Raw genomic sequence first — 26,016 nt, 5'->3', positions numbered from 1 at the left:
GAGACCGATTCAGTCCCCCGCAGATCCGCCGCAGAGACCGATTCAGTACGGCGCCTGCCACACCACCGTCGTACCGCCGCCGTCCTCACCGATGCCCGGCCCGTACCAACTGTCGCCGCCCAGCGACTCCGCACGCCTCTTGAGGTTCTTCAGGCCGCTGCGCCGGCCGCCCTGCGCGATGCCGACGCCATCGTCCGAGACCGTCAGACGTACGCCCTGCTGCCCGTCGGGCAGGATCACCGTCGCGTCGACGACGACGTCGATGCGGTCGGCCCGCGCATGCCGGAACGCGTTGGACAGCGCCTCCCGGAGCGCGGCGATGAGGTTCTTGCCCGCGAGCTCGCCGACCACCGTGTCGACGGGCCCCACGAAGTGGTGCGACGGCTTGAAGCCGAGCGGCACGGCAGCCATGTTGATCTCGCGCAGGACACGTGTACGCAGCCCCGAAGGGGCCTCAGCGGGCCCCTGCTGCAAGGCGAAGATCGCCGTACGGATCTCCTGGATCGTCACGTCGAGCTCGTCGACGGCCTTGCCCACGCCGGTCCGCACCTCGGGGACGACGGACCTGCGCTGGGCGCTCTCCAGCATCATCCCGGTGGCGAACAGGCGCTGGATCACCAGGTCGTGCAGGTCCCGTGCGATGCGGTCCCGGTCCTCGTACACGGCGAGCCGTTCACGGTCGCGCTGCGCCTCGGCCATCATCAGGGCGAGCGCGGCCTGCGAGGCGAACTGGGTGGCCAGCGTCCGCTCGGTCTCGCTGAACGGGCGGGCCCCACGCGCGCGTGGCGTCACGAGCGTCCCCATGACACGGCCGTCGCTCTGCAGCGGCAGCATCATCACGGGGCCGTATCCGCGGGCGAGGTCGGTCATGATCCGCGGGTCCGTGGCCGCGTCGTCGACGAACACGGACTCCCCGGCCAGGAGATCGGTGACGATCCGGCTCTCCGCGGGGATGACCATGCCGAGCGCGGCCAGGGGTTCGTCCGAGGAGACGGCGACGATCTCCATGCCGCCCTCGTCCTCGGGCAGCAGCACGATCCCGGCGGCCGAGTCGGCGAGATGCCGGGCTTGTTCGGCCACTACGGAGAGGGCCTCTTCCGCGTCGCTGCCCGAGAGCAGCGCCGTGGTGACGGCCACGGAGCCGTCGATCCAGCGCTCGCGCTGCATGGCGGCTTCGTAGAGGCGTGCGTTGCCGATGGCGATCCCCGCCTCCGTGGCGAGCACGCGGACCATGTGCACGTCGTACTCGTTGAACTCGGCGCCGTCCCGCTTCTCGGTGAGATAGAGGTTGCCGAAGATCTCGCCCTGGACGCGGATGGGGACGCCGAGGAAGGTCCGCATCGGCGGATGGTTCGCCGGGAAGCCGCAGGAGCGCGGGTCGGCGGAGAGGTCCGCGAGGCGGAGGGTCTCGGGCTGGTGAATGAGGGCGCCGAGCAGCCCCTTGTGTCCGTCGGGGAGGTGCCCGATCCGTTCGGCCGTCTCCTCGTCGATGCCGGTGTGGACGAAGTCCGAGAGCCCCTTGCCGTCCTCGGAGACGACGCCGATGGCCGCGTAGTGGGCGTCCGCGAGCTCGGCGGCCGTCTCGCAGATGCGGTCGAGCGTGGTGTGCAGTTCGAGCCCGGCGCCGACCGACCGCATCGCCTCGAGCAGCTGCGGCACCCGCGCGGTCAGCTCGGGGGAGAGCCCCTGGAGGCTGCGGGTCGCCCGCTTCGCCGCCTCGATCGGGTCCGGAGTGCCGTCGGGAGGCGGTGAGGCGGCGGAGGCCGATGGGGCTGACATGCTTTGAGAGTAGTTAGTCCTATTTGGCGAGGAAAGTCGGGGCTGACGTCCCTGCCCAGTCGGCGCCGGAGGCCCGTCCTACCCGGCGGTCAGCAGCAGGTCCGCCGCGCTCTCCCGCTCCCGCATGCGCGCCAGCGGCCCGTCCACCGCCACGAGGTCCGCGTACGCGCCGCGCTGCACGATCCGGCCCGCGTCGAGGACGATCACCTCGTCCACCGCGTCGAGCCCGGCGAGACGGTGCGTGATGAGCAGCGTCGTACGTCCCTCGGTGGCGGCCAGGAGGTCATCGGTGAGGGCGTCCGCGGTCGGCAGGTCGAGGTGCTCGGCCGGCTCGTCGAGGACGAGGACGGGGAAGTCGGCGAGCAGGGCGCGGGCCAGGGCGACGCGCTGGCGCTGGCCTCCGGAGAGGCGCGCCCCGTGCTCACCGACCAGGGTGTCGAGGCCTTCGGGCAGCGAGGCGGTCCACTCCGTGAGCCTGGCCCGCGTCAGCGCGTCGCGCAGTTGGGCGTCGCTCGCGTCCTTCCGCGCGATGAGCAGGTTCTCGCGTACGGAGCTGTCGAAGATGTGCGCGTCCTGGGCGCAGAGCCCGACCAGTTCGCGCACGGTGTCACCGTCCAGGGCGGCCGCTTCGGTGCCGCCCAGCGTGTACGTGCCCTCGGTCGTCCCCAGGAAGCGCAGCAGGACCTGGGCGAGCGTCGTCTTGCCGGAGCCTGACGGGCCGACCACGGCGATCCGCCGCCCCTGCTCCAGCGTCAGGCCGACACCCGCGATGGCGTCCCGGTCCTGCCCCTCGTAGCGGGCGTGCAGCCCTTCGACGCGCAGCGGGAAGGGTGTCTGCGGGCGCTGTGCGGGATCGGCGGGCTCGGGTACGGGTTCGGGGGCGTCGAGGACCTCGTAGACGCGCTCAGCGCTCTTCCTGACGCGCTGGCGGTACTGCACGGCGAGCGGCATCCCGATGACCGCCTCGAAGGCGGCGAGCGGCGTGAGGACGACGACGGCGAGCGCGACCCCGCTCAACCGGCCGTCGTGCACCGCCTGTACGCCGACGAGGGCGGCGGCGGCCACGGTGAGCCCGGACGCCAGCGCGCCGAGTCCGTCGCCGAGCGCGGTGGCCGTGGCGGTCCGTGACGCGATCCGGGTCAGCTCGGCGTCGGCTTCCTTCGCCGCCGCGGTACGCCGGGGCAGCGCGCCCGCGACCGTCAACTCGGCGGTCCCGGTGAGCAGATCGGCCACCCTTGTGGCGAGCACCCCGCGCGCGGGAGCGAGCTTCCGCTCGGCGCGGCGGGCGACGCCTCCGGAGAGCAGCGGTACGCCCACGCCGGCGAGCAGCAGGCCGACGGCGAGGACGGCGCCCGCTTCCGGCAGCAGCCAAGCGGTGAAGCCGACGGCTCCGGCGCCCACGACGGCGGCTGCGGACGCGGGGAGCAGCCAGCGCAGCCAGTAGTCCTGCAGGGCGTCGACGTCCGCGACGAGACGGGACAGGAGGTCGCCGCGGTGGCGGTTCCTGAGCCCGGCGGGGGCGAGGCGTTCCAGGCGCCGGTAGACGGCGACACGGGTGTCGGCCAGCATCCGCAGCACGGCGTCGTGCGAGACGAGGCGCTCGGCGTAGCGGAAGACGGCGCGCCCCATGCCGAAGGCGCGGGTCGCCGTCACGGCGATCATCAGGTACATCACCGGGGGCTGCTCCGAAGCCCGGCTGATCAGCCACCCGGAGGTGCCCATCAGCCCTACGGAGCTGCCGATCGCAAGGGCGCCCAGCAGGAGGGCGAGCCCGAGCTTGCCCTTCCGCTGCCGCGCCATCCCCCGCAGCCGGGCCAGGACCCCGCCCCCGGGGTGCGAGCCACCCCAGGCCCCCGCCTGATCGCCCGTCACCACCGGGTCGCCGGAAGCGCCTTCGGCAGCCCCTTGCCCGTCGGCCTCGCCGCCCATCTGGACGGGCACCCGGGCGGCAGCGATCTCCGAGGCGCCCAGCCGTACGACCCGGTCGGCAACGCCAAGCAACGCCGGCCGATGCACCACCAGCAGCACCGTCCGCCCGACAGCCAGCCGCCGAACCGCCTCGACAACCCCCTCCTCGGTCTCCCCGTCCAACGCCGCGGTCGGCTCATCAAGGAGCACCACAGGCCGATCGGCCAGGAAAGCCCGCGCCAGCGCAAGCCGCTGCCGCTGCCCCGCGGAAAGCCCCGACCCGTCCTCCCCTAGGACGGTCTCCACCCCGCCCGGCAGCGCGGACACGAACTCCCACGCCCCCGCGGCCCGCAATGCGCCCCGCAAGGAAGAGTCGTCCGCGTCCGGCCGCGCGAGCCGTACGTTCTCCGCGATGGACCCGGCGAACAGATGAGGCCGCTGCGGAACCCAGGCGATGCGCTCACGCCACCGCTCGGGCGAGACGTCCGCGAGGTCGACGCCGCCGACCCGAACCCGCCCCTCGGCGGGTTCCACAAAGCCAAGGACGACATCGAGCAGCGTCGACTTGCCGACGCCGCTCGGCCCGACCAGAGCCACCGTCTCGCCCGGCTCCATCGCGAACGACACCCCGGAGACCGCGTCCGACGCCCGCCCCGGATACCGGACCGTCACGCCCTCCACGCTCAGCGTCCCCGAAGGCGCCGCCGCCTCCCCCGTGGCCCGCACCGGGGTCTCAAGGACCTCGAAGATCTCCTCGGCGGCCGAGAGCCCCTCCGCCGCCGCGTGGTACTGCGCACCGACCTGACGCAACGGCAGATAGGCCTCGGGCGCCAGGACGAGGATGACGAGCCCCACGTACAGATCCATGTCGCCATGGACGAGCCGCATCCCGATGGTCACCGCGACCAGGGCGACCGACAGGGTCGCGAGGAGTTCGAGCGCGAACGACGAGAGGAAGGCGATGCGCAGCGTGCGCATCGTCGCCTGCCGGTACTCGCCCGTGATCTGCCGGATCGACTCGGCCTGCGCCTTGGCCCGCCCGAACACCTTCAGGGTCGGCAGGCCCGCCATCACGTCCAGGAAGTGCCCCGACAGGCGGGAGAGGAGCCGCCACTGACGGTCCATCCGGTTCTGTGTCGCCCAGCCGATCAGGATCATGAAGACCGGGATCAGCGGCAGCGTCACGAGGATGATCGCCGCCGAGACCCAGTCCTCGGTGACGATCCTCGCGAGCACCGCCACCGGCACGACCACCGCGAGCCCCAACTGCGGCAGATAGCGCGAGAAGTAGTCGTCGAGCGCGTCCACGCCCCGCGTCGCCAACGAGACGAGCGAGCCGACCCGCTGCCCGGTCAGCCACCCCGGGCCCAGCTGTCCGGCCCGTTCGAGCAGCCGCCCCCGCAGCTCCGACTTGACCGCCGCGCTCGCCCGGTGCGCCGCGAGTTCGGTCAGCCAGGAGACGAGGGCCCGTCCCGCCGCGACCACCGCGAGCAGGACGAGCGGGGTCCCCAAGTCGCCTACGGAGAGCCCTCGCTGGAAGGCGCCCACGACGACCTCGGCGATGAGCATCGCCTGGGCCACGACCAGGCCCGCCCCGGCGACTCCGAGGACCACCACCGCGATCAGGAAGAACCGGGTGGCACGGGCGTACCGGAGCAGACGCGGGTCGATCGGTTTCACGTGAAACACACCTTCCGGGAAACCACGGGACGTCAGAACCTAGTGAGCGGCGTCAGCGATGTGCTGCGTACCGATCCGCTTGCGGAACACCCAGTAGGTCCACGACTGGTAGAGCAGCACGATCGGCGTCGCGATCGCTGCGCACCAGGTCATGATCTTCAGGGTGTACGGGCTCGACGAGGCATTGGTGACCGTGAGGTTCCACTCCTCGTTCAGCGACGACGGCATGACGTTCGGGAAGAGCGTCAGGAAGAGCATCGCGACAGCGGCCGCGATCGTGATGCCCGAGAGCGCGAACGACCAGCCCTCGCGCCCCACCTTGATCGCCCCGATCGCTCCCACCAGCGCGACCACGGCCACGATCATCGCGACCAGGCTCTTGCCGTCACCCTTGTCCACCTGCGTCCAGGTCAGGAAGCCGAGCGCGAGCACGGCCGTGACCAGGCCGAGCCCCAGCGCCATCTTCCGTGCCCGGACCCGGATGTCGCCCACCGTCTTGAGCGAGGCGAATACAGCGCCGTGGAAGGTGAAGAGCGTCAGCGTGACGAGCCCGCCGAGGATCGCGTACGGGTTGAGCAGGTCCCAGAAGTTGCCCACGTACTCCTTGTGGGCGTCGATCTTCACGCCGCGCACGATGTTGCCGAAGGCCACACCCCACAGCACCGCGGGGACCAGCGAGGTCCAGAAGATCGCGTGCTCCCAGTTGCGCTGCCAGTTCTCCTCGGGCCGCTTGGCGCGGTACTCGAAGGCGACACCGCGCACGATCAGGCAGAGCAGGATGATCAGCAGTGGCAGATAGAAGCCCGAGAAGAGCGTCGCGTACCACTCGGGGAAGGCGGCGAAGGTCGCGCCGCCCGCCGTGAGCAGCCACACCTCGTTGCCGTCCCAGACGGGACCGATGGTGTTGATCAGGACCCGCTTCTCGACCCGGTCGCGGGCGAGCAGTTTGGTCAGGATGCCGATCCCGAAGTCGAAGCCCTCCAGGAAGAAGTAGCCGATCCACAGGACGGCGATCAGTACGAACCAGACGTCGTGAAGTTCCATGTCCGATCAGCTCCTTCAGTACGAGAAGGCCATGGGCCGGTCGGCGTCGTCATCTGCGTCGGAGTCCTTGCCGGACCCCGGGCCGCCGATCTTGGTCGGCGGGTTGAGATCGGCCTCGGTCAGCTCGGGCGGCCCCTGCTTGACGTACTTGAGCAGCAGCTTCACCTCGATCACGGCGAGGATCGCGTAGATCGCGGTGAACACGATCAGCGAGGTGAGCACCTCACCCTGCGAGACTCCCGGCGAGACCGCGTCCCTGGTGCGCAGCACGCCGTAGACCACCCAGGGCTGACGCCCCGTCTCGGTGAAGATCCAGCCCCAGGCGGTGCCGATGAGCGGGAAGATCAGCGTCCACTGGGAGAGCAGCCACCACCACTTGCCGAGCTTCGGCGCAAGCTGCTTGTTCTTGGTGAGCATCAGCTTGGGGATGTCGTCCTCGCCGGTGCGGTGCTCCGGAGCGAGCCAGAACTTCTTGCGCGTGAGCCAGAGGCCGGCGGTGCACAGGGCCATCGAGACGCCGCCGAAGCCGATCATCCAGCGGTAGGACCAGTACGTGGTGGGGATGTTGGGCCGGTAGTCGCCGGGCCCGAACTTCTCCTGCGACTCCTTGTTGATGTCGTTGATGCCCGGGATCTCGGCGCTGAAGTTGTTCTTGGCGAGGAAGGACAGTATCCCGGGGACCTCGATGGCCACCGTGTTGTGGCCCTTGGCGACATCGCCGTACGCGAAGAGCGAGAACGGCGCCGGCTTCTCCGTCTCCCACAGGGCCTCGGCGGCCGACATCTTCATCGGCTGCTGCTCGTACATGACCTTGCCGAGGGTGTCGGCGCTGATGACGGTGAGCAGCGTGCCGACGAACGCGGTGACCAGGCCGAGTCGCATCGACATCCGCATGGTGCGGATGTGCTGCTTCTTACGGAGGTGGAAGATCGCGATGCCGGTCATGAAGGCGCCACCGACCAGGATGGCGGCAGAGATGACGTGGAAGAAGTTGACGAGCGTCGTCTCCTGGAAGAGCACCGCCGCGAAGTCGGTGAGCTCCGCACGCTTGGTGCCGTCCCGCTCCACGATCTTGTAGCCGACCGGGTGCTGCATAAAGGCGTTCGCGGCGATGATGAAGTACGCCGACAGGACGGTCCCGACGGAGACGATCCAGATCGTGGCGCAGTGCAGCTTCTTGGGGAGCTTGTCCCAGCCGAAGATCCACAGGCCGATGAAGGTCGACTCGAAGAAGAAGGCGATGAGGGCTTCGAAGGCCAGCGGGGCCCCGAAGATGTCACCGACGAAGCGCGAGTAGTCGGACCAGTTCATGCCGAACTGGAACTCCTGGACGATGCCGGTGACGACACCCATCGCGATGTTGATCAGGAACAGCTTCCCCCAGAACTTGGTGGCCCTGAGGTAGTGCTCCTTGCCCGTGCGCACCCACGCGGTCTCGAGGATCGCCGTGAGGGCGGCCAGGGAGATCGTGAGCGGTACGAACAGGAAGTGGTAGACGGTGGTGATGCCGAACTGCCAGCGCGCCAGTGTTTCCGGCGCCAGAGCCAGGTCCACGCGACTTCTCCTTACGTGCCGTGATCACATCGGCAGTTTGCCCTTTTAATCCCACTGATTCCGGGATGAACGAGACACGCTTGTGAACGCGTTCACATTCACAAGCATTATGTCGTACCGCCTGTCGGCACCCGTAGGGGGGGGTCCCATACCGGGCGGTACGCAGGGACGTATCGACAGGAACGCGAAGAAAGCCCCGGGGTGCGTCCCCCGGGGCCTTCCCAACGGCTTCAACATATTGTTGAATCCGCGCCATGCAGATACGGATCTCCTGGCCCTCAGGCCACCTGACCGCGACGATCGAGGACACCCCGACCGCCCAGGCCCTGGGCAAGGTCCTGCCGCTCGCCTCCACCGCCCACACCTGGGGCGAGGAGGTCTACTTCGACACGGGCGTGAGCGTCCCGATCGAGGACAGCGCCCAGCAGGTCGTCGAGCCCGGCACGGTCGCCTTCTGGACCGACGGCAACGCGCTCGCCCTCCCCTACGGACCCACCCCGATCTCACGGGGCGACGAGTGCCGCCTCGCGAGCCCGTGCAATCTCCTCGGCCGGATCGACGGCGACCCGCGCCTGCTGGCCACCGTCCGCTCCGGCGATCCCGTCCGCGTCGAGCTCACCGCCGGCTGACCACACCGGACCGCGCTGCACCAAAGCCGCTCAGGCTCAGAGCTCCTTGCGGAACGCCTCCGCCGTCTGCAGGAAGATGTCGTTGGCCTCGGTCTCCCCGATCGTGGCCCGCATCCCCTCGCCGGCGAACGGCCGCACGACCACACCGGCCTTCTCGCAGGCGTCCGCGAAGTCGGCGGTGCGCTCCCCGAGCCGCAGCCACACGAAGTTCGCCTGCGTCTCGGCCACCGTCCAGCCCTGCGCCCGCAGCGTCTCGACCACCCGTGTGCGCTCGGACACCAACGAGCCGACCCGGCCCATCAGTTCGTCCTCGGCCCGCAGCGAGGCCACCGCCGCGTCCTGCGCGACCTGGCTCACCCCGAAGGGCACCGCCGTCTTGCGCAGGGCGGCCGCCACCGGCTCATGGGCGATCGCGAAACCGACACGGAGGCCGGCCAGGCCGTACGCCTTGGAGAACGTACGCAGCACGGCGACGTTCGGACGCTCGCGGTAGAGCTCGATGCCGTTCGGCACCTCGGCATCACGGATGAACTCGATGTACGCCTCGTCCAGGACGACAAGGACATCGCTCGGCACCCGGTCGAGGAACCGCTCGAGCTCGGCCCGGCGCACCACCGTGCCGGTCGGGTTGTTCGGGTTGCAGACGAAGATCAGCCGCGTCCGGTCGGTGATGGCCTCGGCCATCGCGTCCAGGTCGTGCACCTCGTCCGCCGTCAGCGGTACCTTCACCGACTTCGCCCCGCTCACCTGCGTGATGATCGGGTACGCCTCGAAGGACCGCCAGGCGTAGATGACCTCGTCACCCGGTCCGCACGTGGCCTGAAGCAGCTGCTGCGCGACGCCGACGGAACCGGTGCCCGTCGCCACATGCGACACCGGCACCCCGAAACGGTCGGCGATCTCACTCATCAGGCCGGTGCACGCCATGTCCGGGTACCGGTTGAAGGAACCGGCCGCGGCAAGCGCGCTCTCCATGACACCGGGGAGCGGCGGGTACGGATTCTCGTTCGAGGACAGCTTGTACGCCACCGGACCAGCGGCCGCGGCGGACTTGCCGGGCTTGTAGGTGGGGATACCCTCCAGCTCGGCGCGCAGCCTCGGGTTCGTCTCGCTCACCGCAGTCCTCCTCTTGAACACCTGAACACCTGAACACCCTGACTTCAATACTGCACACCTTATGAGGATTCAGCCCCGCTGCGAATGGGTTCCGGGGCATCGAGGTACGAAGGCGCACGAAGAGGGGGGAGCGCTCCCCGTCACGTCACGCGCCGGTGGCTCACTCCGTGGCGCGCATCACCCGTGAAGGTGAGTTGAGACCTCTTCGAAACATCGCCCATTTGGCAGGCCCGTGCGCGACGACAAGGGACCGACTCCCCCGAATCCCGCCAACTCCCTTGCATTCCAAGGTCATTGACCCGGAAGCGCCATGCAGAAACGTGCCTGTCAACGAGTGAATATGCGCCCGCACTACCCACCCTCATGAGCCCTACTATCGGCTCGCCATGACAGCAGCAGGGAACCACCAGGTGAGCCGAGCGGAGACCGCCCGCCGGGGCAACCGGCAGAGCCGAGCGGGCATCAGAGACGTCGCCGCCGCAGCCGGTGTCTCCATCACGACTGTCTCCGACGCTCTTAACGGCAAGGGGCGCCTCCCGGATGCCACCCGACGCCATGTCCGCGAGGTCGCCGAACGGCTGGGCTATCGCCCCTCCGCGGCGGCCCGAACGCTCCGTACCGGCAAGTCGGGCCTCATCGGCCTGACCGTGACGACATACGGGGATGAACCTTTCACCTTCACCGAATTCGCGTACTTCGCGGAGATGGCCAGAGCCGCGACCTCGGCCGCGCTGGCCCGCGGCTACGCCCTTGTCATCCTTCCCGCCACCTCCCGGCGCAGCCCGGTCGACGTCTGGTCGAACGTCGCGCTCGACGGCACCGTCGTCGTCGATCCTTCCGACCACGACCCGGTCGTCAGCGAGCTGGTCCGCCAGGGCCTGCCCGTGGTCTCCGACGGCCGCCCGGCCGGGTCTCTGCCGGTCACCGCCTGGGTCGACAACGACCACGAGGCGGCGGTCCTCGAGATCCTCGACCACCTCGCGGCGGCCGGCGCCCGGCGGATCGGACTGCTCACCGGGACCACCACCGACACGTACACCCACCTGTCCACGACCGCCTATCTGCGCTGGTGCGAGCGCGTCGGACAGGACCCGGTGTACGAGTCCTATCCGGCCCACGACCCGTGCGCCGGCGCCGTCGCGGCCGACCGGCTGCTCGCCCGACCCGACCGGCCCGACGCCGTCTACGGCCTGTTCGACCCGAACGGCACCGATCTCCTCGCGGCCGCCCGCCGGTACGGACTGCGCGTCCCTGACGATCTGCTGCTCGTGTGCTGCAGTGAGTCGACGGTCTACGCCACCACCGAACCGCCCATCACCACACTCTCGCTGAAACCGCGGCGCATCGGCACGGCCGTCGTCCAGCTGCTCATCGACGCCATCGAAGGGCTCGATTCGGGCCGCCCGGTCGAGCAGGTGATACCGACGGAGCTGATCGTGCGCACCTCGTCCGAGCGACGTCCACCGCGTACGACGGTCAGTTCACCCCGTTCGCCCGGACCTGGTTGACGGTGCCGGCCGGCGGGGAGAGACACCCTGTCGGCCCGCGCTGCCCGGCGCCCACCAGCACAGCCCGGTCATGACCTACGGGGAAACCCCTACCCAATTCGGGAGAAAACCTCGGTGAACTGGGGTTCAGCACTGATTCACCACCCCTGGTGCACCACACAGCGCGAGCCGCATTCCTATGATGGGCGGACGACACCGCGGGCCGCTGCGACCAGGCAGTCCGATCTCGGTGCAGATGCGGCGCAATGGTGGTGGAGGGGTCGATGACTCAGGGGGCCGGTCAGGGACCCGATGTGCGGACGGCGACGCTGCGCGACTTCCGCGTACCGGCGTACGTCCATGAGACCGGTCCGGTCGACGGAAGTGCGGGGGGCGCGGCGGGTCCTGGCGACCCCGGGGAGGTTCCCGGGGTGCCGGACAACGGCTACACCCCCACCCAGCGCGACCTGCCCGTCATCAACCGCGGCGACACCGTGCAAGTGGAGGTGCAGGCCATGCCCGAGCCTCCACAGGCGCCGGCGTCCGACGAACACGGCCCGCTGTACGTCGTGGGCGATGTGCACGGCTATCTGGAGGAGCTGCTCGCGGCCCTCCAGGAGCAGGGCCTCATCGACGCCGACGGCGACTGGTCCGCGGGCAACGCGCGGCTGTGGTTCCTCGGCGACTTCACCGACCGCGGCCCCGACGGCATCGGCGTCATCGACCTCGTGATGCGCCTGTCCGCCCAGGCCGCCGCCGCCGGCGGCTACTGCAAGGCCCTGATGGGCAACCACGAGCTGCTCCTTCTCGGCGCAAAGCGGTTCGGGGACACCCCGGTCAACTCGGGCGCGGGCACGGCCACGTTCCAGGCCGCCTGGCTCCTCAACGGCGGCCAGAAGACCGACATGGAGCGCCTGGAGGACCACCACCTGCAGTGGATGGCCCGCCTGGACGCGATCGAGGCGGAGGACGGGCATCTCCTGATGCACTCCGACACCACCGCCTATCTGGATTACGGCGACTCGATCGAGGCCGTGAACGACACCGTCCGCGAGACACTCACGCGCAACGACGCGGACGAGTGCTGGGACCTCTTCCGGAAGTTCACCAAGCGCTTCGCCTTCCGCGACGAATCCGGCCCCGCGGCCGTACGCGAACTCCTCGACATGTACGGCGGCCACCGCATCGTCCACGGCCACAGCCCCATCCCGTATCTGCTGGGCGATGTCGGCTCCGAGGACGATTCGGACGGCGGCGGTCCCGTCATCGAGGGACCGCACATCTACGCAGGCGGACTGGCCATCGCCATGGACGGCGGAGTGACCATGGCCGGAAAGCTACTGGTCTGCCAACTCCCCTTGGATAGCTGAGCGTTCGCTGGGCAGGCGCTCCACTACAGGATCACGCTGGCCAGGGGGCCTATTTCTGGAAACCCCCTGTCACCGCGTGCCGTCACGGCTCTACCATCGGCTTATCCGTAGCAGGCTCCCCTCCGTTTCTGCCCGACGGCTCGTACCCATGCGAGCCACCAAGCCCTACGGAGCATCGGGGGATGCACATGAACAGCGCTCCACACCTGCTCAATGAGGACCGCCCCGAGTTCGAGCGGATCCTCGATGAGGCGCTGCGCACCGCACCGAACCGTCCGGATCTCGCCGCAGTGGGCGAGCGGCTCAATCCCGAGCAGCTGCGCACCATGGCACTGAACGCCAGTGCGCTGATCACTGCCGCTGCCACGACCGAGTACACGCACTATGTGAAGGTCCGCGAGAAACTGCGCGAAAGCGGATCTGCCGCACCATCGATACGGGAACGGAGCAGCCAGAGCGAGGCGGAAGCCGGCTCGGGCGGCCTCGGTCTCGCCACCACGATGGGGGAGGTCACCGCCGAGACAGGGGCGGGGGCGGGGGCGATCGCCGTCGTCGCGGTGCTCGCACCCGTGCTCGCCGGGGCGGCCGCCGCGATCTTCCTGCTCGTGGGCTACATCCTGAAGATGCTCAACCCCGAGCCCGCCTTCGCGGACACCCTGCTCACCGCGGGATGGCTGTTCGGCGCGCTCACCGCAGGGGGCATCCTGGTCGCTGCGATCGGCCTGCTCCTGACCGCTCTGCGCAATGGCTCGACCTCGCTCCAGGCCGGCTCGCACGGCGAACGGAACGAGGAGGTGGCCCGCGCCAGGGAAGCCTGGGGCGAGGCACTCCTGGAGCGCGGCGTCCTGCCGTTCCTGCGGGAGGCGCTCGCGGATCCGGGGGCTGCACAGGTGGCCCGTACGGCGTCGGCGGACCCGAGCAGCCGCATGCCTCAACTGGGCTACCACCGGCCCGGGTTCAGCAGCCCGGACGGCGGTCCCTCCGCGGGGCCGCGGCCGAGCTACTCGAGTCCGGACTTCTCAAGCCCCGACTTCGGCGGGCCCGACCACAAGCCGGAGTAGCGGGTAGCGAACGCGCACGGCTGTGGGTCCCCCAACGGCTGTTGGGAGACCCACAGATTCGCGCTGTCCGGAACCTCGTGGGCCGCTTCAGGGGCCTGCTCGGTTCAGTCCGCGATCGGCAGATAGACCCGGTTGCCCGCCGCGGCGAACTCCTTGGACTTCTGCTCCATGCCCGCCTCGATCTCGTCCTGCGCCAGGTCACCGCCGTGCTGGCGACGGATGTCCTGCGAGATCTTCATGCTGCAGAACTTCGGCCCGCACATCGAGCAGAAGTGCGCCGTCTTCGCGGGCTCGGCCGGCAGCGTCTCGTCGTGGAACTCCCGTGCGGTGACCGGGTCGAGAGCCAGGTTGAACTGGTCCTCCCAGCGGAACTCGAAGCGCGCGTCCGAGAGCGCATCGTCCCAGTCCTGCGCGCCCGGGTGCCCCTTGGCGAGGTCCGCCGCGTGCGCCGCGATCTTGTACGTGATGACGCCCGTCTTCACGTCGTCCCTGTTCGGCAGGCCCAGGTGCTCCTTGGGCGTGACGTAGCAGAGCATCGCCGTGCCCCACCAGCCGATCATCGCGGCGCCGATGCCGGAGGTGATGTGGTCGTAGGCGGGCGCGATGTCCGTGGTCAGCGGGCCGAGCGTGTAGAACGGCGCCTCCTCGCAGATCTCCTGCTGGAGGTCGATGTTCTCCTTGATCTTGTGCATCGGGACGTGACCGGGGCCCTCGATCATCGTCTGTACGTTGTGACGCTTGGCGATCGTGTTGAGTTCCCCGAGGGTCTTCAACTCGGCGAACTGCGCCTCGTCGTTGGCGTCCGCGATCGATCCGGGGCGCAGACCGTCGCCGAGCGAGTACGTCACGTCGTACGCCGCGAGGATCTCGCAGAGCTCCTCGAAGTTCTCGTAGAGGAAGCTCTCCTTGTGGTGCGCCAGGCACCAGGCGGCCATGATCGAGCCGCCGCGCGAGACGATGCCGGTCTTGCGGCGCGCGGTGAGCGGGACGTACGGAAGGCGCACACCCGCGTGCACCGTCATGTAGTCCACGCCCTGCTCGGCCTGCTCGATGACCGTGTCCTTGTAGATCTCCCAGGTCAGCGCCTCGGCCTGGCCGTCGACCTTCTCCAGGGCCTGGTAGAGCGGCACCGTGCCGATGGGGACGGGGGAGTTGCGCAGGACCCACTCGCGGGTGGTGTGGATGTTGCGGCCGGTGGACAGGTCCATGACCGTGTCGGCGCCCCACTTGGTGGCCCAGGTCATCTTGTCCACCTCCTCCTCGATGGAGGAGGTGACCGCGGAGTTGCCGATGTTGGCGTTCACCTTCACCAGGAACTTCTTGCCGATGATCATCGGCTCGATCTCCGGGTGGTTGACGTTGGCCGGGATCACCGCGCGGCCCGCGGCGACCTCCGCGCGCACGACCTCGGGGTCGAGGTTCTCGCGGATCCCGATGAACTCCATCTCGGGCGTGATCTCGCCGCGACGGGCATACGCGAGCTGCGTCACCGCCTGGCTCTGACGGCCGCGGCGCGGCTGGCGGGGGCGGCCGGGGAAGACCGCGTCGAGGTTCTTCAGCCCGCCGCGGGGCGAGGTGTGCTTGATGCCGTCGTCCTCGGGACGGGGCGGGCGGCCCACGTACTCCTCGGTGTCGCCGCGGGCGATGATCCAGTTCTCGCGGAGGGGTGCGAGACCCCTGCGGACGTCGGTGTCGATGGACTCGTCGGTGTACGGCCCCGAAGTGTCGTACAGGGTCACGGCCTTGCCATTGGTGAGGTGCACCTGGCGGACCGGCACGCGCAGATCGGGGCGTGAGCCCTCGACGTACGCCTTGTGCCAGCCGATGGACTTCCCGGCCTCGTCGCTCTGGTTCTGCGTCGAGGCAGGCGTGCGTGCGTCCGATGTGGTCATGAGACCTACTCCCTACGCCGGCATTACCCGGTAACAGGTTCGGCGGTCGACGCAGCGGATCCCGTACGGCACCGGCACCATTCGTGCCGTTTCGTACGGAGTTCAGCGCCCTCTCAGCCCGGTGCTCCGAGCTCCCGCGTTTGCAAAGGTGCCCCCACGCTAGCGTCATATCGGGCGTGCTGAACAGAGGGCCCCCTCCGTTCTTGCGATGATCGGGCAGTGACCACCACAGAGCCGCCGCCGCGCCCGCCGTCCGAGCCGCCGTCTCAGCCGCCCTTCTCGACCCCGCCCGGGGACGGGCACGGGCGGGGGGACGGAGGCGGCGACGGGGGCGGCCACGGACATGGGCACTCGCACAGCCACGGCCCGGCGGCGCCCGTCTCCAAGCATCTGCGCAAGGTCATCGCCGCGGTGCTGATTCCTTTCGCCACCGCGGTCGTCGTGGGCCTCGCCGTGCTCTGGCCCGGTGGTGCACCGGGCCATGAGCGCACCGGGGTCGGCTTCGACCGGCAGACCGAGTCGGCGACGGTGACCAAGGTGGAGGAGCTGCCCTGCAAGGACGTGAACGCCTCGCAGCCGCCGCCCACCGGGGACACCTCCACCGCCGAGGGCCAGACCGCGCAGTCACGCGCGGAGGGCATGTGCAAGAAAGCGACGGTCGAGGTGACCAGCGGCAAGGACAAGGGCCGCACCTTCACCGAGATCGTCCAGCCGGACGCGCCCCGGCAGTTGAGTGAGGGCCAGCGGGTGGTGGTCGCCTATGAGCCCAAGGCCCCGGAGGCGCTGCAGTACTCGGTCACCGATGTGGACCGCACCGTCCCCATGGCGCTGCTCGCCGGGATCTTCGCCCTCGTCGTCGTCGTGGTGGGGCGGATGCGCGGTGTCATGGCCCTGGTGGCACTGGCGTTGAGCTTCCTCGTCCTGACCTTCTTCATCCTGCCCGCGATCTTGCAGGGCTCGAATCCGCTGGTGGTGGCGGTGGTCGGGGCCAGCGCCATCATGCTGATCGCGCTCTATCTGTGCCACGGGCTCACGGCCCGTACATCGGTCGCGGTCATCGGCACGCTGATCTCGCTCGTCCTCATCGCACTGCTCGGCTCGATCTTCATCGGCTGGGCCTCGCTGAGCGGCAACACGGACGACAACACGGGCCTGATTCACGGCCTTTACCCGGATATCGACATGAGCGGTCTGCTGCTCGCGGGCGTCATCATCGGCTCACTCGGTGTCCTCGACGACGTGACCGTCACGCAGACGTCCGCGGTCTGGGAACTGCACCAGGCCAACCCGACGATGGGCTGGCGCGGCCTCTACCGGGCGGGCATCCGCATCGGCCGCGACCACATCGCCTCGGTGGTCAACACCCTGGTCCTGGCGTACGCCGGCGCCGCGCTGCCGCTGCTCCTGCTCTTCTCGATCGCACAGAGCAGCGTGGGCACGGTGGCCAACAGCGAGCTGGTCGCCGAGGAGATCGTGCGCACCCTGATCGGCTCGATCGGCCTGGTCGCCTCGGTCCCGGTGACGACGGCACTGGCCGCCCTGGTCGTCTCGGCCGACCGCACCGGAGGCACCACCGCCGCGTCGGCCGCCCCGGCCCCCGCGGCTCCCGCAGCCGCCAAGCAGCGCCGCGTCGGAGGCGGTGGCCGACGCCGCAAGCGGTGAGGTGGCCCCGGGGGGAGCCGGAGGCCGGCCGCTAGCTAACGGGGAGCCGACGCCGAGCCCCCCCCCCCAGGCCAATGCCGCGAAATGCACCAACCTGCCATCCGGCTGTGCCCGTTGGCCCCCGGAGGTCAGCCCGCGCTCTGCTCCTCCGCGAGGATCCGGTCCAACGCCTCGTCCAGGTGCGTCTCGAAGTCGGCGAGCGCCCGCTCCTGCCCGAGCGGCACCAACTTGTCCGTACGGTCGAGGAATGCGAGCAGCGGCGGAATCCCCACCCGGAACAACGCCTGGTCACCGCCGACCTGAAGCCTGATGAGGACCTCTTCGAGCAGCTCGGGATCGGTGGGTGCGATGCGCACATCCCCGTCGCCGCACGCCCTGCCCACCCCGTCGATCAACAACTCCCGCCCGAACGCCCAGGTCACAGGAGCGTCGCCGGGCAGGTGGAAGGTCAGCCGGACGGCATAGGGATCTCCGGTCTCGTAGCGCAGCTCCACCGGGATGCGAAACGACAGCTCCTCGGAAACAAGGAAGCTCATCATGACCTCTGCCTGCACCGACTCGCGCTCTCGCATCGCCCGCCTACCCCGTCGCTAAACATCGACTGGCCAGGAACCAACTCCCTGACACCCATGGCATCTTGCTTAACGTACACATCAGATCACAAGGAGTGAGTTTTCAGATGCTGATAGAGAAGGCGAGTGCCCCTAGGAGCTTTCCGATCTCATTTTGCAACCGATCGGCTGCGGGCAGTAGCCGTTCGGCTTGATAGGAGGGAACGGAAATCGCCATCGTGGCGGCCGTGTTGCCCGCCGTGATCGGAATGGCGGCGCAGACCGTCCCCAGCGCGTACTCCTGCCGCTCCACCACGGGTTTCATCCGCCCCATCGCGTCCAGGCGGCGCAGGAAGCTCCGGTCGTCACGGACCGAGTACCGCGTGATCGACTGCACCGGATGGCGGTCGAGGTGGTCCTTGCGCTGCTCGTCGTCGAGTTGGCCGAGCAGGCACTGGCCGATCGCATGGGCATGACCGGTCTCGCGGAAGTCCGCCCACTCTTCGACGGCCGGAATCCCGGGCGTGTCCGCGACCGCCACGATCTCGATCTCGCCCTCGCGGTAGACGGCGAAATAGACCGGTACGCCGATGGCGTCGCGCCAGTGCGCCAAGGCCTCGCTGATCATGCCGCGACGATTCTGCTGCGCCCCGCTGGCACTCAGCCGCTCGGCGGCCTCGCCGAGCACGAACAGGCCCTTCTCCCGGCGCAGATAGCCTTCGTGCGTCAGCGTGCGCAGCAGGTGATAGGCCGTGGGAAGCGCGAGCCCCGACTCACGGGCCAACTGCTTGGCGGGTGCCCCGCCCTCATGCGCGGCGGCGGCCTCCAGCAGTCGCGTCGCCCGCTGCACGGAGCCGATGAGGGTCGGCGCGGCGGCAGTTGAAGGTGCGGCATCAACTGTGGCCAAGGTTCACTCCCGAAGCGCGTGGAATGTCTGCCCGTGCCCGCGATCACACGGGAGGAAGCGCATTGCGCCCGCGCGCGGGACGGACCCGGCGTCGGATTTCGGACTCTAACCGCTGGGCACCGGCCCGAGACCCCGTGCGGGGAAACTTCCCCCGCCCGAGGGAACTGTTGCGAGAAGTCACCAATCGCTGCGTGACGAGGCCGAGCCCGTTATGAACTTCCGTACGACGTAGATGAGTCCACCGACGAGCGCCACGAAAATCAGTGCCTTGAACAACAGGCCGACAACGAATCCGACAACGGTCGCTATCACGCTGCCGAACACGACCAGGGCGATGACCGGCACCGCGATCCACTTCACCCACCACGGCAATCCCGAGAAGATCTCCTGTGCTGCCATCGTCCTTACCTCTCTGCGCGTCTTTGCATCTCCGCATCGCTGCGTCTCTGCATCTCTGACTTCCTGCATTCGATGCTAGGGCGGCGAAGTCCTCGACGGGGGCCTCGGATCCCTTGTCCTCCCCTGATCCGTCCCTTAGGGAACCCCGAGGTCCCGGCCCCGAGAAGTCATCCCTCCGGCGGCGAGAAGACCACGAGGACGCGCAGGTCCTCGCTGATGTGGTGGAACTTGTGGGCCACGCCCGCGGGCACATAGACGACGCTGCCCCGCGCGACCTGGGTGGTCTCCATGCCGACGGTGATCGACGCCCGGCCGCTGACGATCATGTACACCTCGTCCTGCTGGTGGGGCAGTTGGGGGTCGGACTCCCCGGCATCGAGCGCGTACAGCCCGACCGACATGTTCCGCTCACGCAGAAACTGCAGATACGCACCGTCGTTCGCGGCGCGCTCCGCCTCCAGCTCATCCAGTCGGAATGCCTTCATCGTCCGTGTACGCCCCTCGCCGCTGATCGCGGGCCGACCGCTCCGGCCCTACGTCTGCCACGATCAGACACATGAAGAATTTCGTAGTCAAGACGATCGCCAACGCGGCGGCCCTGGCCGTAGCCGTATGGCTGCTCGACAAGATCACCCTGACCGGCGACAGCACCGGCAAGAAGGCCGGGACGCTGATCATCGTCGCCCTGCTCTTCGGCCTGGTGAACTTCCTGGTCAAGCCGATCGTGAAGGTGCTCACCTTCCCGCTGTTCATCCTGACCTTGGGTCTGATCACCCTCGTGGTCAACGCCCTGATGCTGCTGCTGACCTCGTGGCTGGCCGACAAGTTCGACCTGAGCTTCCACGTCGACGGGTTCTGGACCGCCGTCCTGGGCGGCCTGATCATCTCGGTCGTGTCCTGGGCGATGAACGTCGTCCTGCCCGACGACAAGGACTGAGCCCGCCCGATGCCCCAGCCCTTCTCCGTGTGTTTCGTCTGCACCGGCAACATCTGCCGGTCACCCATCGCCGAGTCCGTCTTCCGCGCGCGGGTCGACGAGGCCGGACTCGGCGGCCTGGTCCGGGTGGAGAGCGCGGGCACCGACGGCTGGCACGAGGGAGACGGCGCCGACCCGCGCACCGTCTCCGTCCTGGAGGCGGCCGGCTACGAGAGCGATCATCTGGCGCGGCGCTTCCAGGTCTCCTGGTTCCCGCGCCTCGATCTGGTGATCGCCCTGGACACCGGCCACCTGCGTACGCTGCGCCGCCTCGCGCCGACACCCGCGGACGCGGACAAGGTCCGGCTGCTGCGCTCGTACGACCCCGCCGCCACCGACCTGGACGTTCCCGACCCGTACTTCGGCGACGACGACGGCTTCGACGCGTGCCTGAGAATGGTCGAGGCGGCGAGCGACGGTCTGCTCGACGCCGTACGCGAAGCGATGGAAGGGCGGGCGGCATGACGGATTCCGCACGAACCGCAGGCACAGCCGCAGGAACGGGCTCAGGGATGGCCTCAGGAATCGGCGACGGCACGAGAGCGGTGCGGGCCGGCCTCCCCGAGCCGGTGAAACACGAGCCGACGCTCCCGGGCCCGGTGTTCGCCGCGCACTTCCACCTGCCGGGCGACCCCACGGGGCCGTACACCTACGGACGTGACGAGAACCCGACCTGGACGCTCCTGGAGCGGGCCATCGGCGAGTTGGAGGCGCCGGAGTCCGGCGACGACGTCGAGACCCTGGTCTTCGCCTCCGGGATGGCCGCGATCTCGGCGGTGCTCTTCTCGCAGCTGCGCGCCGGCGACGTGGTGGTCATGCCGAACGACGGCTACCAAGCCCTGCCCCTGGTCCACGAGCAGCTCGCCGCGTACGGCATCGAGGTGCGCACCGCCCCGACCGGCGGCGACGCCCAGCTCGACGTCCTGGACGGCGCGAAGCTGCTGTGGATCGAGACCCCGTCCAACCCGGGGCTCGACGTGTGCGACGTGCGGCGCCTCGCCGACGCGGCACGCGCGCGTGGCGCCCTGGTCGCGGTCGACAACACCCTGGCCACGCCGCTGGGCCAGCGTCCCCTGGAGCTCGGCGCCGACTTCTCCGTGGCCAGCGGCACCAAGCAGCTCACGGGGCACGGCGACATCCTTCTGGGGTACGTCGTCTGCCGCGATGCCGAGTTGGCCGCTTCCGTGAAGCGCTGGCGCAAGATCGTCGGGGCGATTCCGGGCCCGATGGAGGCCTGGCTCGCGCACCGCTCGCTCGCCACGCTCCAACTGCGCGCCGAGCGGCAGAACGCCAACGCCCTGGCCGTCGCCGAAGCGCTGCGCGGCCGCGACGAGGTGACCGGGCTTCGCTATCCGGGGCTGCCCGACGATCCCTCGCACAAGATCGCCTCGCAGCAGATGCGGCGCTTCGGGTGCGTGGTCTCGTTCACGCTGCCCTCACGCGCGCGTGCCGATCGTTTTCTCGACGCGCTGCGTCTGGTGGACGACGCGACGAGCTTCGGCGGCGTACGGTCCACCGCCGAGCGGCGCGGCCGCTGGGGCGGGGACGCGGTCGCGGAGGGCTTCGTCCGCTTCTCTGCCGGGGCCGAGGACCCGGCGGATCTGGTGGCGGATGTGCTGCGAGCGCTGGACGAGGCGGCCGCGTCCGCCGAGCCGGACAACTGACCGATTCCGGTGCTCTGCCGGCCCCCGGCTAGTACCCCGCTACGCACAACGAACGGTCCGAGCCTCCCCCCTCGTGGCTCGGACCGTCCCGGTTCTGCGCGCGAAGAACCGCGCAAACAAGGCTAGTTGACTCTGTGTCAGTGTCCAATCACAGTAGCGACAGAGACCTATCGACATATTTATAGTTGGGCGCGGCCCAGGGGCCTGGAGGGGAGGGCGCTGCCATGGATCTGGCCCTGCTGCGCACATTTGTCACCGTGCACCGGGCCGGTTCCTTCACGCGCGCCGCCGCCCTGCTCGGCCTGTCGCAGCCCGCGGTGACGTCCCAGATACGCACCCTTGAGCGGCAGTTGGGCCGCCCCTTGTTCCTGCGCCAGGCGCGCGGCGTGACCCCCACGACCATCGGCGACGAACTCGCGCACAAGGCCGCCCCGCATCTCGACGCCCTGGTGGAGATCGCCGAGACCGGGCTCGACGAGGACTCTTCGGTACGCACGCTCCACCTCGCGGGGCCGCCGGAGTTCACGGCCGCCCTGGCGCTGCCCGCCCTCACCGCGCTGACGGGGCAGGACGGCCAGGGCTTCGCGCTGCGCGCCTCGTTCGGCAACGCGGAGGAGGTCCTCGAAGGGCTCTCAGCGGGGCACCACGATCTGGCCATCACCACGGCCCGTCCACGCGGCGCCCTGCTCACCGCGACACCGCTCTGCGACGAGGAGCATGTCCTGGTCGCGGGCCGGCGCTGGGCCGCCCGTATCGGCCCCGGAAAGCTGCGGCGCAAGGGTGCGTCCGCCCTCGAGAACCTGCCGGTGGTCGAGGTGCATGAGTCGCTGCCGCTGGTCGCCCGTTACTGGGCCGCCGTCTTCGACACCCGTCCGGCGGCATCGGGCGCCGTCATCGTGCCCGACCTGCGGGCGGTGCTCGCCTGCGCCGCCTCCGGCGCGGGCCTCGCCGTGCTGCCCCGCTATCTGTGCGCGCCCGCCCTGGAGAGTGGCGAGGTCGTGGCCCTGCACGACCCGGCGGTGCCCCCGCTGCGCACCTATTTCCTCGTCGTACGCACCGGCACGCTGGCCATGCCGCACATCGCGCGGGCGCACGAGTGGCTGCTGCGTGCTGCCGTCGACTGGGCTTGACGGGGTCTCCGCCTGGTTCGCGATGTTTCACGTGGAACAGTCCGGGCCACATTTCTCCCATGACCGTCCGACCCGTGGTCAAGCGCACCGCACGCGCCGTCCTGCTCGATGGCAACGACCTGATCCTGATCAAGCGGACCAAGCCCGGCGTCGATCCGTACTGGGTCACTCCGGGCGGCGGCGTGGAGGCGGAGGACGCAACCGTCGTCGACGCGCTCCACCGCGAGGTCCATGAAGAGCTCGGCGCCAAGATCTCGGATGTGGTGCCCTGCTTCGTCGACACCGTCGAGCACATCGGCGAGGACGGTGGCGCGACCGGTGTGAAGGTGCAGCACTTCTTCGTCTGCCGCCTGGAGTCCATGGACGCCGCCCTGCGGCACGGCCCCGAGGTGGAGGAGCCATGCGGCGAGTACGAGATCGTCCACGTGCCCTTCACTCGCGTCGGGATCGCCTCGGTCCATCTCGTACCGCTGTCGCTGCGGCACTATCTGGACGGCAACATCGAGGGCGTACGCGCGATGCACGCGCCTGACCTGGGCTAGCCGCACGCTCCCGGACCGGGCTAGTCGCCCGCGGCCACCAGTTCCTCGACGGAGTCGTGGCGGATCCGGCCGGCCGGGATGCCGACGTCCCGCAAGGCGTCCACGCCGCTGCGGATCATGCCGGGCGGACCCGAGAGGTAGGCGTCGTACTCGTTCCAGGGGCCGTACTCGCGCACGGCGTCCGGGAACTGTGCGTGGTCGTCGACGACGGGGCGGACCGCGAGCCAGGGGTGGGTCTTCTGGAGCCGCATCATCGTGTCGATGTCGTACAGGTCGTGGTCGGTGCGAGCTCCGTAGAAGACCTCGACGGGCCGCCGCTCGCCGTGCTCGGCGACGTCCTCGACGAGCGCCTTGATGGGGGCGATGCCGGTGCCGCCGCCCAGACAGAGCAGTCCGCTGTCGGTGGTGTGGTCGACGGTCATCGAACCGGCCGGCGGGCCGAGCCGCATGACGTCACCGGGGCGGGCGTGATGCACCAGGGCGTTGGACACCCAGCCGGCGGGGACGGCCTTCACGTGGAACGAGAGCAGCCCGTCGGAGCGCGGCGCCGAAGCGAACGAGTAGTGCCGCCAGATCCGCGGCCACCACGGCGTCTCCAGGCTCGTGTACTGCCCGGCAAGGAAGGGATAGGGCTGGTCGGGCCGGACGGTGACGACAGCGATGTCGGGCGTTCTGAGGTCGTGCGAGACGACCTCGGCGAACCACCAGGCGGGGGCGCGCAGTTCGTCCGCGGCCGCCGCGTCGATCATGACCTGGGAGATCGTCGTGTACGTCCGGACCCAGGCGGCCTCGGTCTCGTCGTCCCAGACCGCGCTCGCGTAGCGGCTGAGCGAGCCGATCAGGCACTCACCGACCGCCGGATAGTGCTCGGGCTGCGTCCCGTACTTGCGGTGGCCGCGGCCGAGGTTCTTCAGATACGCGACGAGCACAGCGGTGTTGTCGACGTTCTCGGCGGCGGTCAGCAGCGCCTTGAGCAACCGGTCGCGCTGGGTGTCCATGGCCGCCGGGAAGAGGGGCCGCAGATCGGGGTGCCGGGTGAAGAGCAGCGCGTAGAAGTACGAGGTCACCTTGTCGGCGACAGGGCCGATCTCGGCCATGGTGCGCTGCACGAGGATCGCGTCGGGGGATCCCTGGGGGGCGGGCGCGGGCTGCGGCGTGGCTTCCGGCTTGGGGCGCGGTTCCGGCACGCGCTCCAGACGAGGCTCCGCGCGGGGTGGCTCCGTGGCCGTTCCCACCGCGTCCCGGACGGGCTCGCTCTGCTCGGGGGCTGCCGGTATTCGCCCCTCGGTCACGGGCCGGGGCCCGGAGTCGCGCGTGGGCTCCACGGGAGCGGCGGATTCCGTTGTGGGAGACGCGGGGGCGGGCCCGGGGGCGGGCCTGTTCAGGGGGCGTATCAACGCCACACGGCGCCCCTCCGGGGTCTCGGACTCATCGGCCGCGGGGCGCGACGCCTCGACGTCCTCCGAGCGCTGCGGCGCCTTGCGTGGGGTGAACCAGCCGCCTCCACCGCCGTTGTCGCCGGAAGTGCCGTTGCCCGCCGACGTGGTGGTCGGAGAGTCCATGCTGTGCCTCGCCTCGAACATCTCTCAGTCGGTCCGCGCACTTCCCTGTAGGAAGCTGCCTGCTTTCCCCGCTTCGTCTCGCCCCGTGTCCCCGTGTGCCCGCATTGAACCTTGGATTCCAGACCCTACGGACAAGTAGGGATGGAATGTGACATTGGCCGCAGTCATCTCCCCGCAGCGTCCCATCCATCGCCACCGCGCCGGCCGCATAACCGAAAGTTCAGGTCTTCGATCTCTTCGCCCCGTTAGGCTTCGTTGACCTCCGTCCGTGCCCCCCAGGGGTGCGCAGAGATGCACCCGGCACGAACCGGACTCGACCATACCGGCAGCCGTCCGGCACACAAGTCCGCCTTCCTTCACCTGGAATTCAGCGGACCACGCCTGCCAATTGCGCCAATTACCGGGCGGGGCACACCAATTCATACGCCTTACGCAGATCCCGCCCGACATAAGAGTGGGTAGCGAGCCCAACCAGCCGCTGATCCGCATTGACGGCGACCGAAACCGGCACCGCCCCGAACAACTCCACGTCCGAGAGCGAGTCGCCATATGCGATGCAATCGGACCTGCCCACCCCGAACTCTTCACAGAGCCGGTCCGTGATCTTCACCTTGGCCGCGGCATTGAGAATGCCCGCCGGATTCACCGGCTCGGTGAACGGCACGGAGGGGAATCGCGATCCGTACGCGGCATGCGCTCCCCATGCCAGGAGCCGCTCGACGAAGAACGACGGCGACAGCGAGATCACGGCGCAATAGTCACCGCCCTCGCGGATCTCGGCCCAGGTCTCCCGGATCCCGGAGAGCCAGGGAGCCCCTGCGAAGGCCGCCGTCACCTGCGCCTCGGTGAGATCCGCCCACAGGGCACGCACCCGGACCGCGTACTGAGGCGGATCGATGCGCCGGGCCACGAAGTCGCGTTCCAGCTCCGCGATCTCCGCGTCGAGACCGAGCCGACGGGAGATCTCCACGGGGGCCGCCGTGCCGTGCAGCAGCGTTCCGTCCAGGTCGAAGAGGTGAAGGCGAGGCATGTACGCCGAGGCTAGTAGCCACGGTTACTCCCGCTGCCAGACGCCTCCGGCCGCCGTTCCCGGCACCGTGTTT

At 69.4% G+C, this 26,016-nt stretch carries 22 protein-coding genes and 1 riboswitch; of the genes, 10 read left to right on the top strand and 12 right to left on the bottom strand.

Annotated elements, in window-relative coordinates; all coding sequences use genetic code 11:
- Positions 1 to 42: 42 nt before the first annotated feature.
- From OG453_RS04035 to OG453_RS04020, 4 genes are all read right to left on the bottom strand, one after another.
- Positions 43 to 1,779, bottom strand: a complete 1,737-nt coding sequence (locus OG453_RS04035; protein WP_266864560.1) for a GAF domain-containing sensor histidine kinase — start codon at positions 1,777 to 1,779, stop codon at positions 43 to 45.
- A gap of 78 nt (positions 1,780 to 1,857) precedes the next feature.
- Entirely contained in the window at positions 1,858 to 5,367 is a 3,510-nt protein-coding gene (cydD, locus tag OG453_RS04030) for a thiol reductant ABC exporter subunit CydD (protein WP_266864558.1), read from the bottom strand.
- A gap of 39 nt (positions 5,368 to 5,406) precedes the next feature.
- Positions 5,407 to 6,411, bottom strand: a complete 1,005-nt coding sequence (gene cydB, locus OG453_RS04025; RefSeq protein WP_266864556.1) for a cytochrome d ubiquinol oxidase subunit II — start codon at positions 6,409 to 6,411, stop codon at positions 5,407 to 5,409.
- A 15-nt stretch (positions 6,412 to 6,426) separates the two neighbouring features.
- Entirely contained in the window at positions 6,427 to 7,965 is a 1,539-nt protein-coding gene (locus OG453_RS04020) for a cytochrome ubiquinol oxidase subunit I (protein ID WP_266864554.1), read from the bottom strand.
- A gap of 254 nt (positions 7,966 to 8,219) precedes the next feature.
- Here OG453_RS04020 and OG453_RS04015 point away from each other — a divergent pair, with 254 nt between their 5' ends.
- Positions 8,220 to 8,594 carry a cyclophilin-like fold protein gene (locus OG453_RS04015; protein ID WP_266864552.1) on the top strand — a complete coding sequence of 125 codons (375 nt, stop codon included), beginning with the start codon at positions 8,220 to 8,222 and terminating at the stop codon, positions 8,592 to 8,594.
- Positions 8,595 to 8,630: 36 nt separating this feature from the next.
- Here the strand turns inward: OG453_RS04015 and hisC are convergent, their stop codons facing one another.
- A complete protein-coding gene (hisC, locus tag OG453_RS04010; protein ID WP_266864550.1) occupies positions 8,631 to 9,710 on the bottom strand; it encodes a histidinol-phosphate transaminase in 1,080 nt (359 codons plus the stop codon).
- A gap of 386 nt (positions 9,711 to 10,096) precedes the next feature.
- Between hisC and OG453_RS04005 the strand changes: the two genes are divergently transcribed.
- The 3 genes from OG453_RS04005 (at position 10,097) to OG453_RS03995 (ending at position 13,628) form a co-directional block, all read left to right on the top strand.
- Positions 10,097 to 11,218 (top strand): LacI family DNA-binding transcriptional regulator, encoded by a 1,122-nt coding sequence (locus OG453_RS04005; RefSeq protein ID WP_266864548.1) that lies wholly within the window; start codon positions 10,097 to 10,099, stop codon positions 11,216 to 11,218.
- 263 nt (positions 11,219 to 11,481) lie between these two features.
- Complete coding sequence (locus OG453_RS04000; RefSeq protein ID WP_323178600.1) at positions 11,482 to 12,567, top strand: metallophosphoesterase; 1,086 nt, start codon at positions 11,482 to 11,484, stop codon at positions 12,565 to 12,567.
- Between the two features lie 182 nt (positions 12,568 to 12,749).
- Positions 12,750 to 13,628, top strand: coding sequence for a hypothetical protein (locus OG453_RS03995; protein WP_266864546.1), 879 nt, complete (start codon positions 12,750 to 12,752; stop codon positions 13,626 to 13,628).
- A gap of 104 nt (positions 13,629 to 13,732) precedes the next feature.
- On the opposite strand, the gene thiC is transcribed toward OG453_RS03995, so the two are convergent.
- Positions 13,733 to 15,520: a phosphomethylpyrimidine synthase ThiC gene (thiC, locus tag OG453_RS03990; RefSeq protein WP_266864544.1), complete on the bottom strand. Its 1,788-nt coding sequence runs from the start codon at positions 15,518 to 15,520 to the stop codon at positions 13,733 to 13,735.
- Positions 15,513 to 15,668, bottom strand: a riboswitch (TPP riboswitch). Its footprint overlaps the gene before it by 8 nt.
- 71 nt (positions 15,669 to 15,739) lie before the next feature.
- Between thiC and OG453_RS03985 the strand changes: the two genes are divergently transcribed.
- Positions 15,740 to 17,182, top strand: coding sequence for a YibE/F family protein (locus OG453_RS03985; RefSeq protein WP_266864542.1), 1,443 nt, complete (start codon positions 15,740 to 15,742; stop codon positions 17,180 to 17,182).
- A gap of 128 nt (positions 17,183 to 17,310) precedes the next feature.
- Here OG453_RS03985 and OG453_RS03980 read toward each other — a convergent pair whose 3' ends face one another.
- The 4 genes from OG453_RS03980 to OG453_RS03965 all read right to left on the bottom strand — a co-directional run bounded on the left by OG453_RS03980 (position 17,311) and on the right by OG453_RS03965 (position 19,524).
- Complete coding sequence (locus OG453_RS03980; protein ID WP_266864540.1) at positions 17,311 to 17,754, bottom strand: SsgA family sporulation/cell division regulator; 444 nt, start codon at positions 17,752 to 17,754, stop codon at positions 17,311 to 17,313.
- 103 nt (positions 17,755 to 17,857) lie between these two features.
- Positions 17,858 to 18,583 carry an IclR family transcriptional regulator gene (locus tag OG453_RS03975; protein WP_266869698.1) on the bottom strand — a complete coding sequence of 242 codons (726 nt, stop codon included), beginning with the start codon at positions 18,581 to 18,583 and terminating at the stop codon, positions 17,858 to 17,860.
- Positions 18,584 to 18,817: 234 nt separating this feature from the next.
- A complete protein-coding gene (locus tag OG453_RS03970; RefSeq protein WP_266864538.1) occupies positions 18,818 to 19,039 on the bottom strand; it encodes a DUF5326 family protein in 222 nt (73 codons plus the stop codon).
- A gap of 167 nt (positions 19,040 to 19,206) precedes the next feature.
- On the bottom strand, positions 19,207 to 19,524 hold the full coding sequence (locus OG453_RS03965; RefSeq protein WP_266864536.1) for a cupin domain-containing protein: 318 nt from the start codon (positions 19,522 to 19,524) through the stop codon (positions 19,207 to 19,209).
- A 71-nt stretch (positions 19,525 to 19,595) separates the two neighbouring features.
- Between OG453_RS03965 and OG453_RS03960 the strand changes: the two genes are divergently transcribed.
- The 5 genes from OG453_RS03960 (at position 19,596) to OG453_RS03940 (ending at position 23,351) form a co-directional block, all read left to right on the top strand.
- Positions 19,596 to 19,976 carry a phage holin family protein gene (locus OG453_RS03960; RefSeq protein ID WP_266864534.1) on the top strand — a complete coding sequence of 127 codons (381 nt, stop codon included), beginning with the start codon at positions 19,596 to 19,598 and terminating at the stop codon, positions 19,974 to 19,976.
- 9 nt (positions 19,977 to 19,985) lie between these two features.
- Positions 19,986 to 20,480: a low molecular weight protein-tyrosine-phosphatase gene (locus tag OG453_RS03955; protein ID WP_266864532.1), complete on the top strand. Its 495-nt coding sequence runs from the start codon at positions 19,986 to 19,988 to the stop codon at positions 20,478 to 20,480.
- Positions 20,481 to 20,527: 47 nt separating this feature from the next.
- On the top strand, positions 20,528 to 21,679 hold the full coding sequence (locus OG453_RS03950; RefSeq protein WP_266864530.1) for a cystathionine gamma-lyase: 1,152 nt from the start codon (positions 20,528 to 20,530) through the stop codon (positions 21,677 to 21,679).
- 224 nt (positions 21,680 to 21,903) lie between these two features.
- The gene (locus OG453_RS03945) at positions 21,904 to 22,809 is read left to right on the top strand and encodes a LysR family transcriptional regulator (RefSeq protein ID WP_266864528.1); all 906 of its coding nucleotides are present in this window, start codon (positions 21,904 to 21,906) and stop codon (positions 22,807 to 22,809) included.
- Positions 22,810 to 22,868: 59 nt separating this feature from the next.
- Positions 22,869 to 23,351, top strand: a complete 483-nt coding sequence (locus OG453_RS03940; RefSeq protein WP_266864526.1) for an NUDIX domain-containing protein — start codon at positions 22,869 to 22,871, stop codon at positions 23,349 to 23,351.
- Positions 23,352 to 23,371: 20 nt separating this feature from the next.
- Here OG453_RS03940 and OG453_RS03935 read toward each other — a convergent pair whose 3' ends face one another.
- Both OG453_RS03935 and OG453_RS03930 read right to left on the bottom strand, forming a co-directional pair.
- A complete protein-coding gene (locus OG453_RS03935) occupies positions 23,372 to 24,913 on the bottom strand; it encodes a globin domain-containing protein (protein WP_266864524.1) in 1,542 nt (513 codons plus the stop codon).
- A 397-nt stretch (positions 24,914 to 25,310) separates the two neighbouring features.
- Positions 25,311 to 25,943 (bottom strand): HAD family phosphatase, encoded by a 633-nt coding sequence (locus OG453_RS03930; RefSeq protein WP_266864522.1) that lies wholly within the window; start codon positions 25,941 to 25,943, stop codon positions 25,311 to 25,313.
- Positions 25,944 to 26,016 lie beyond the last annotated feature (73 nt).

It is taken from the genome of Streptomyces sp. NBC_01381 (assembly GCF_026340305.1).
In the GTDB taxonomy this organism is placed as follows: Bacteria; Actinomycetota; Actinomycetes; order Streptomycetales; family Streptomycetaceae; genus Streptomyces.
Note: the sequence above shows the minus strand (reverse complement) of the source record. Positions and strands in the feature narration are given on the sequence as shown.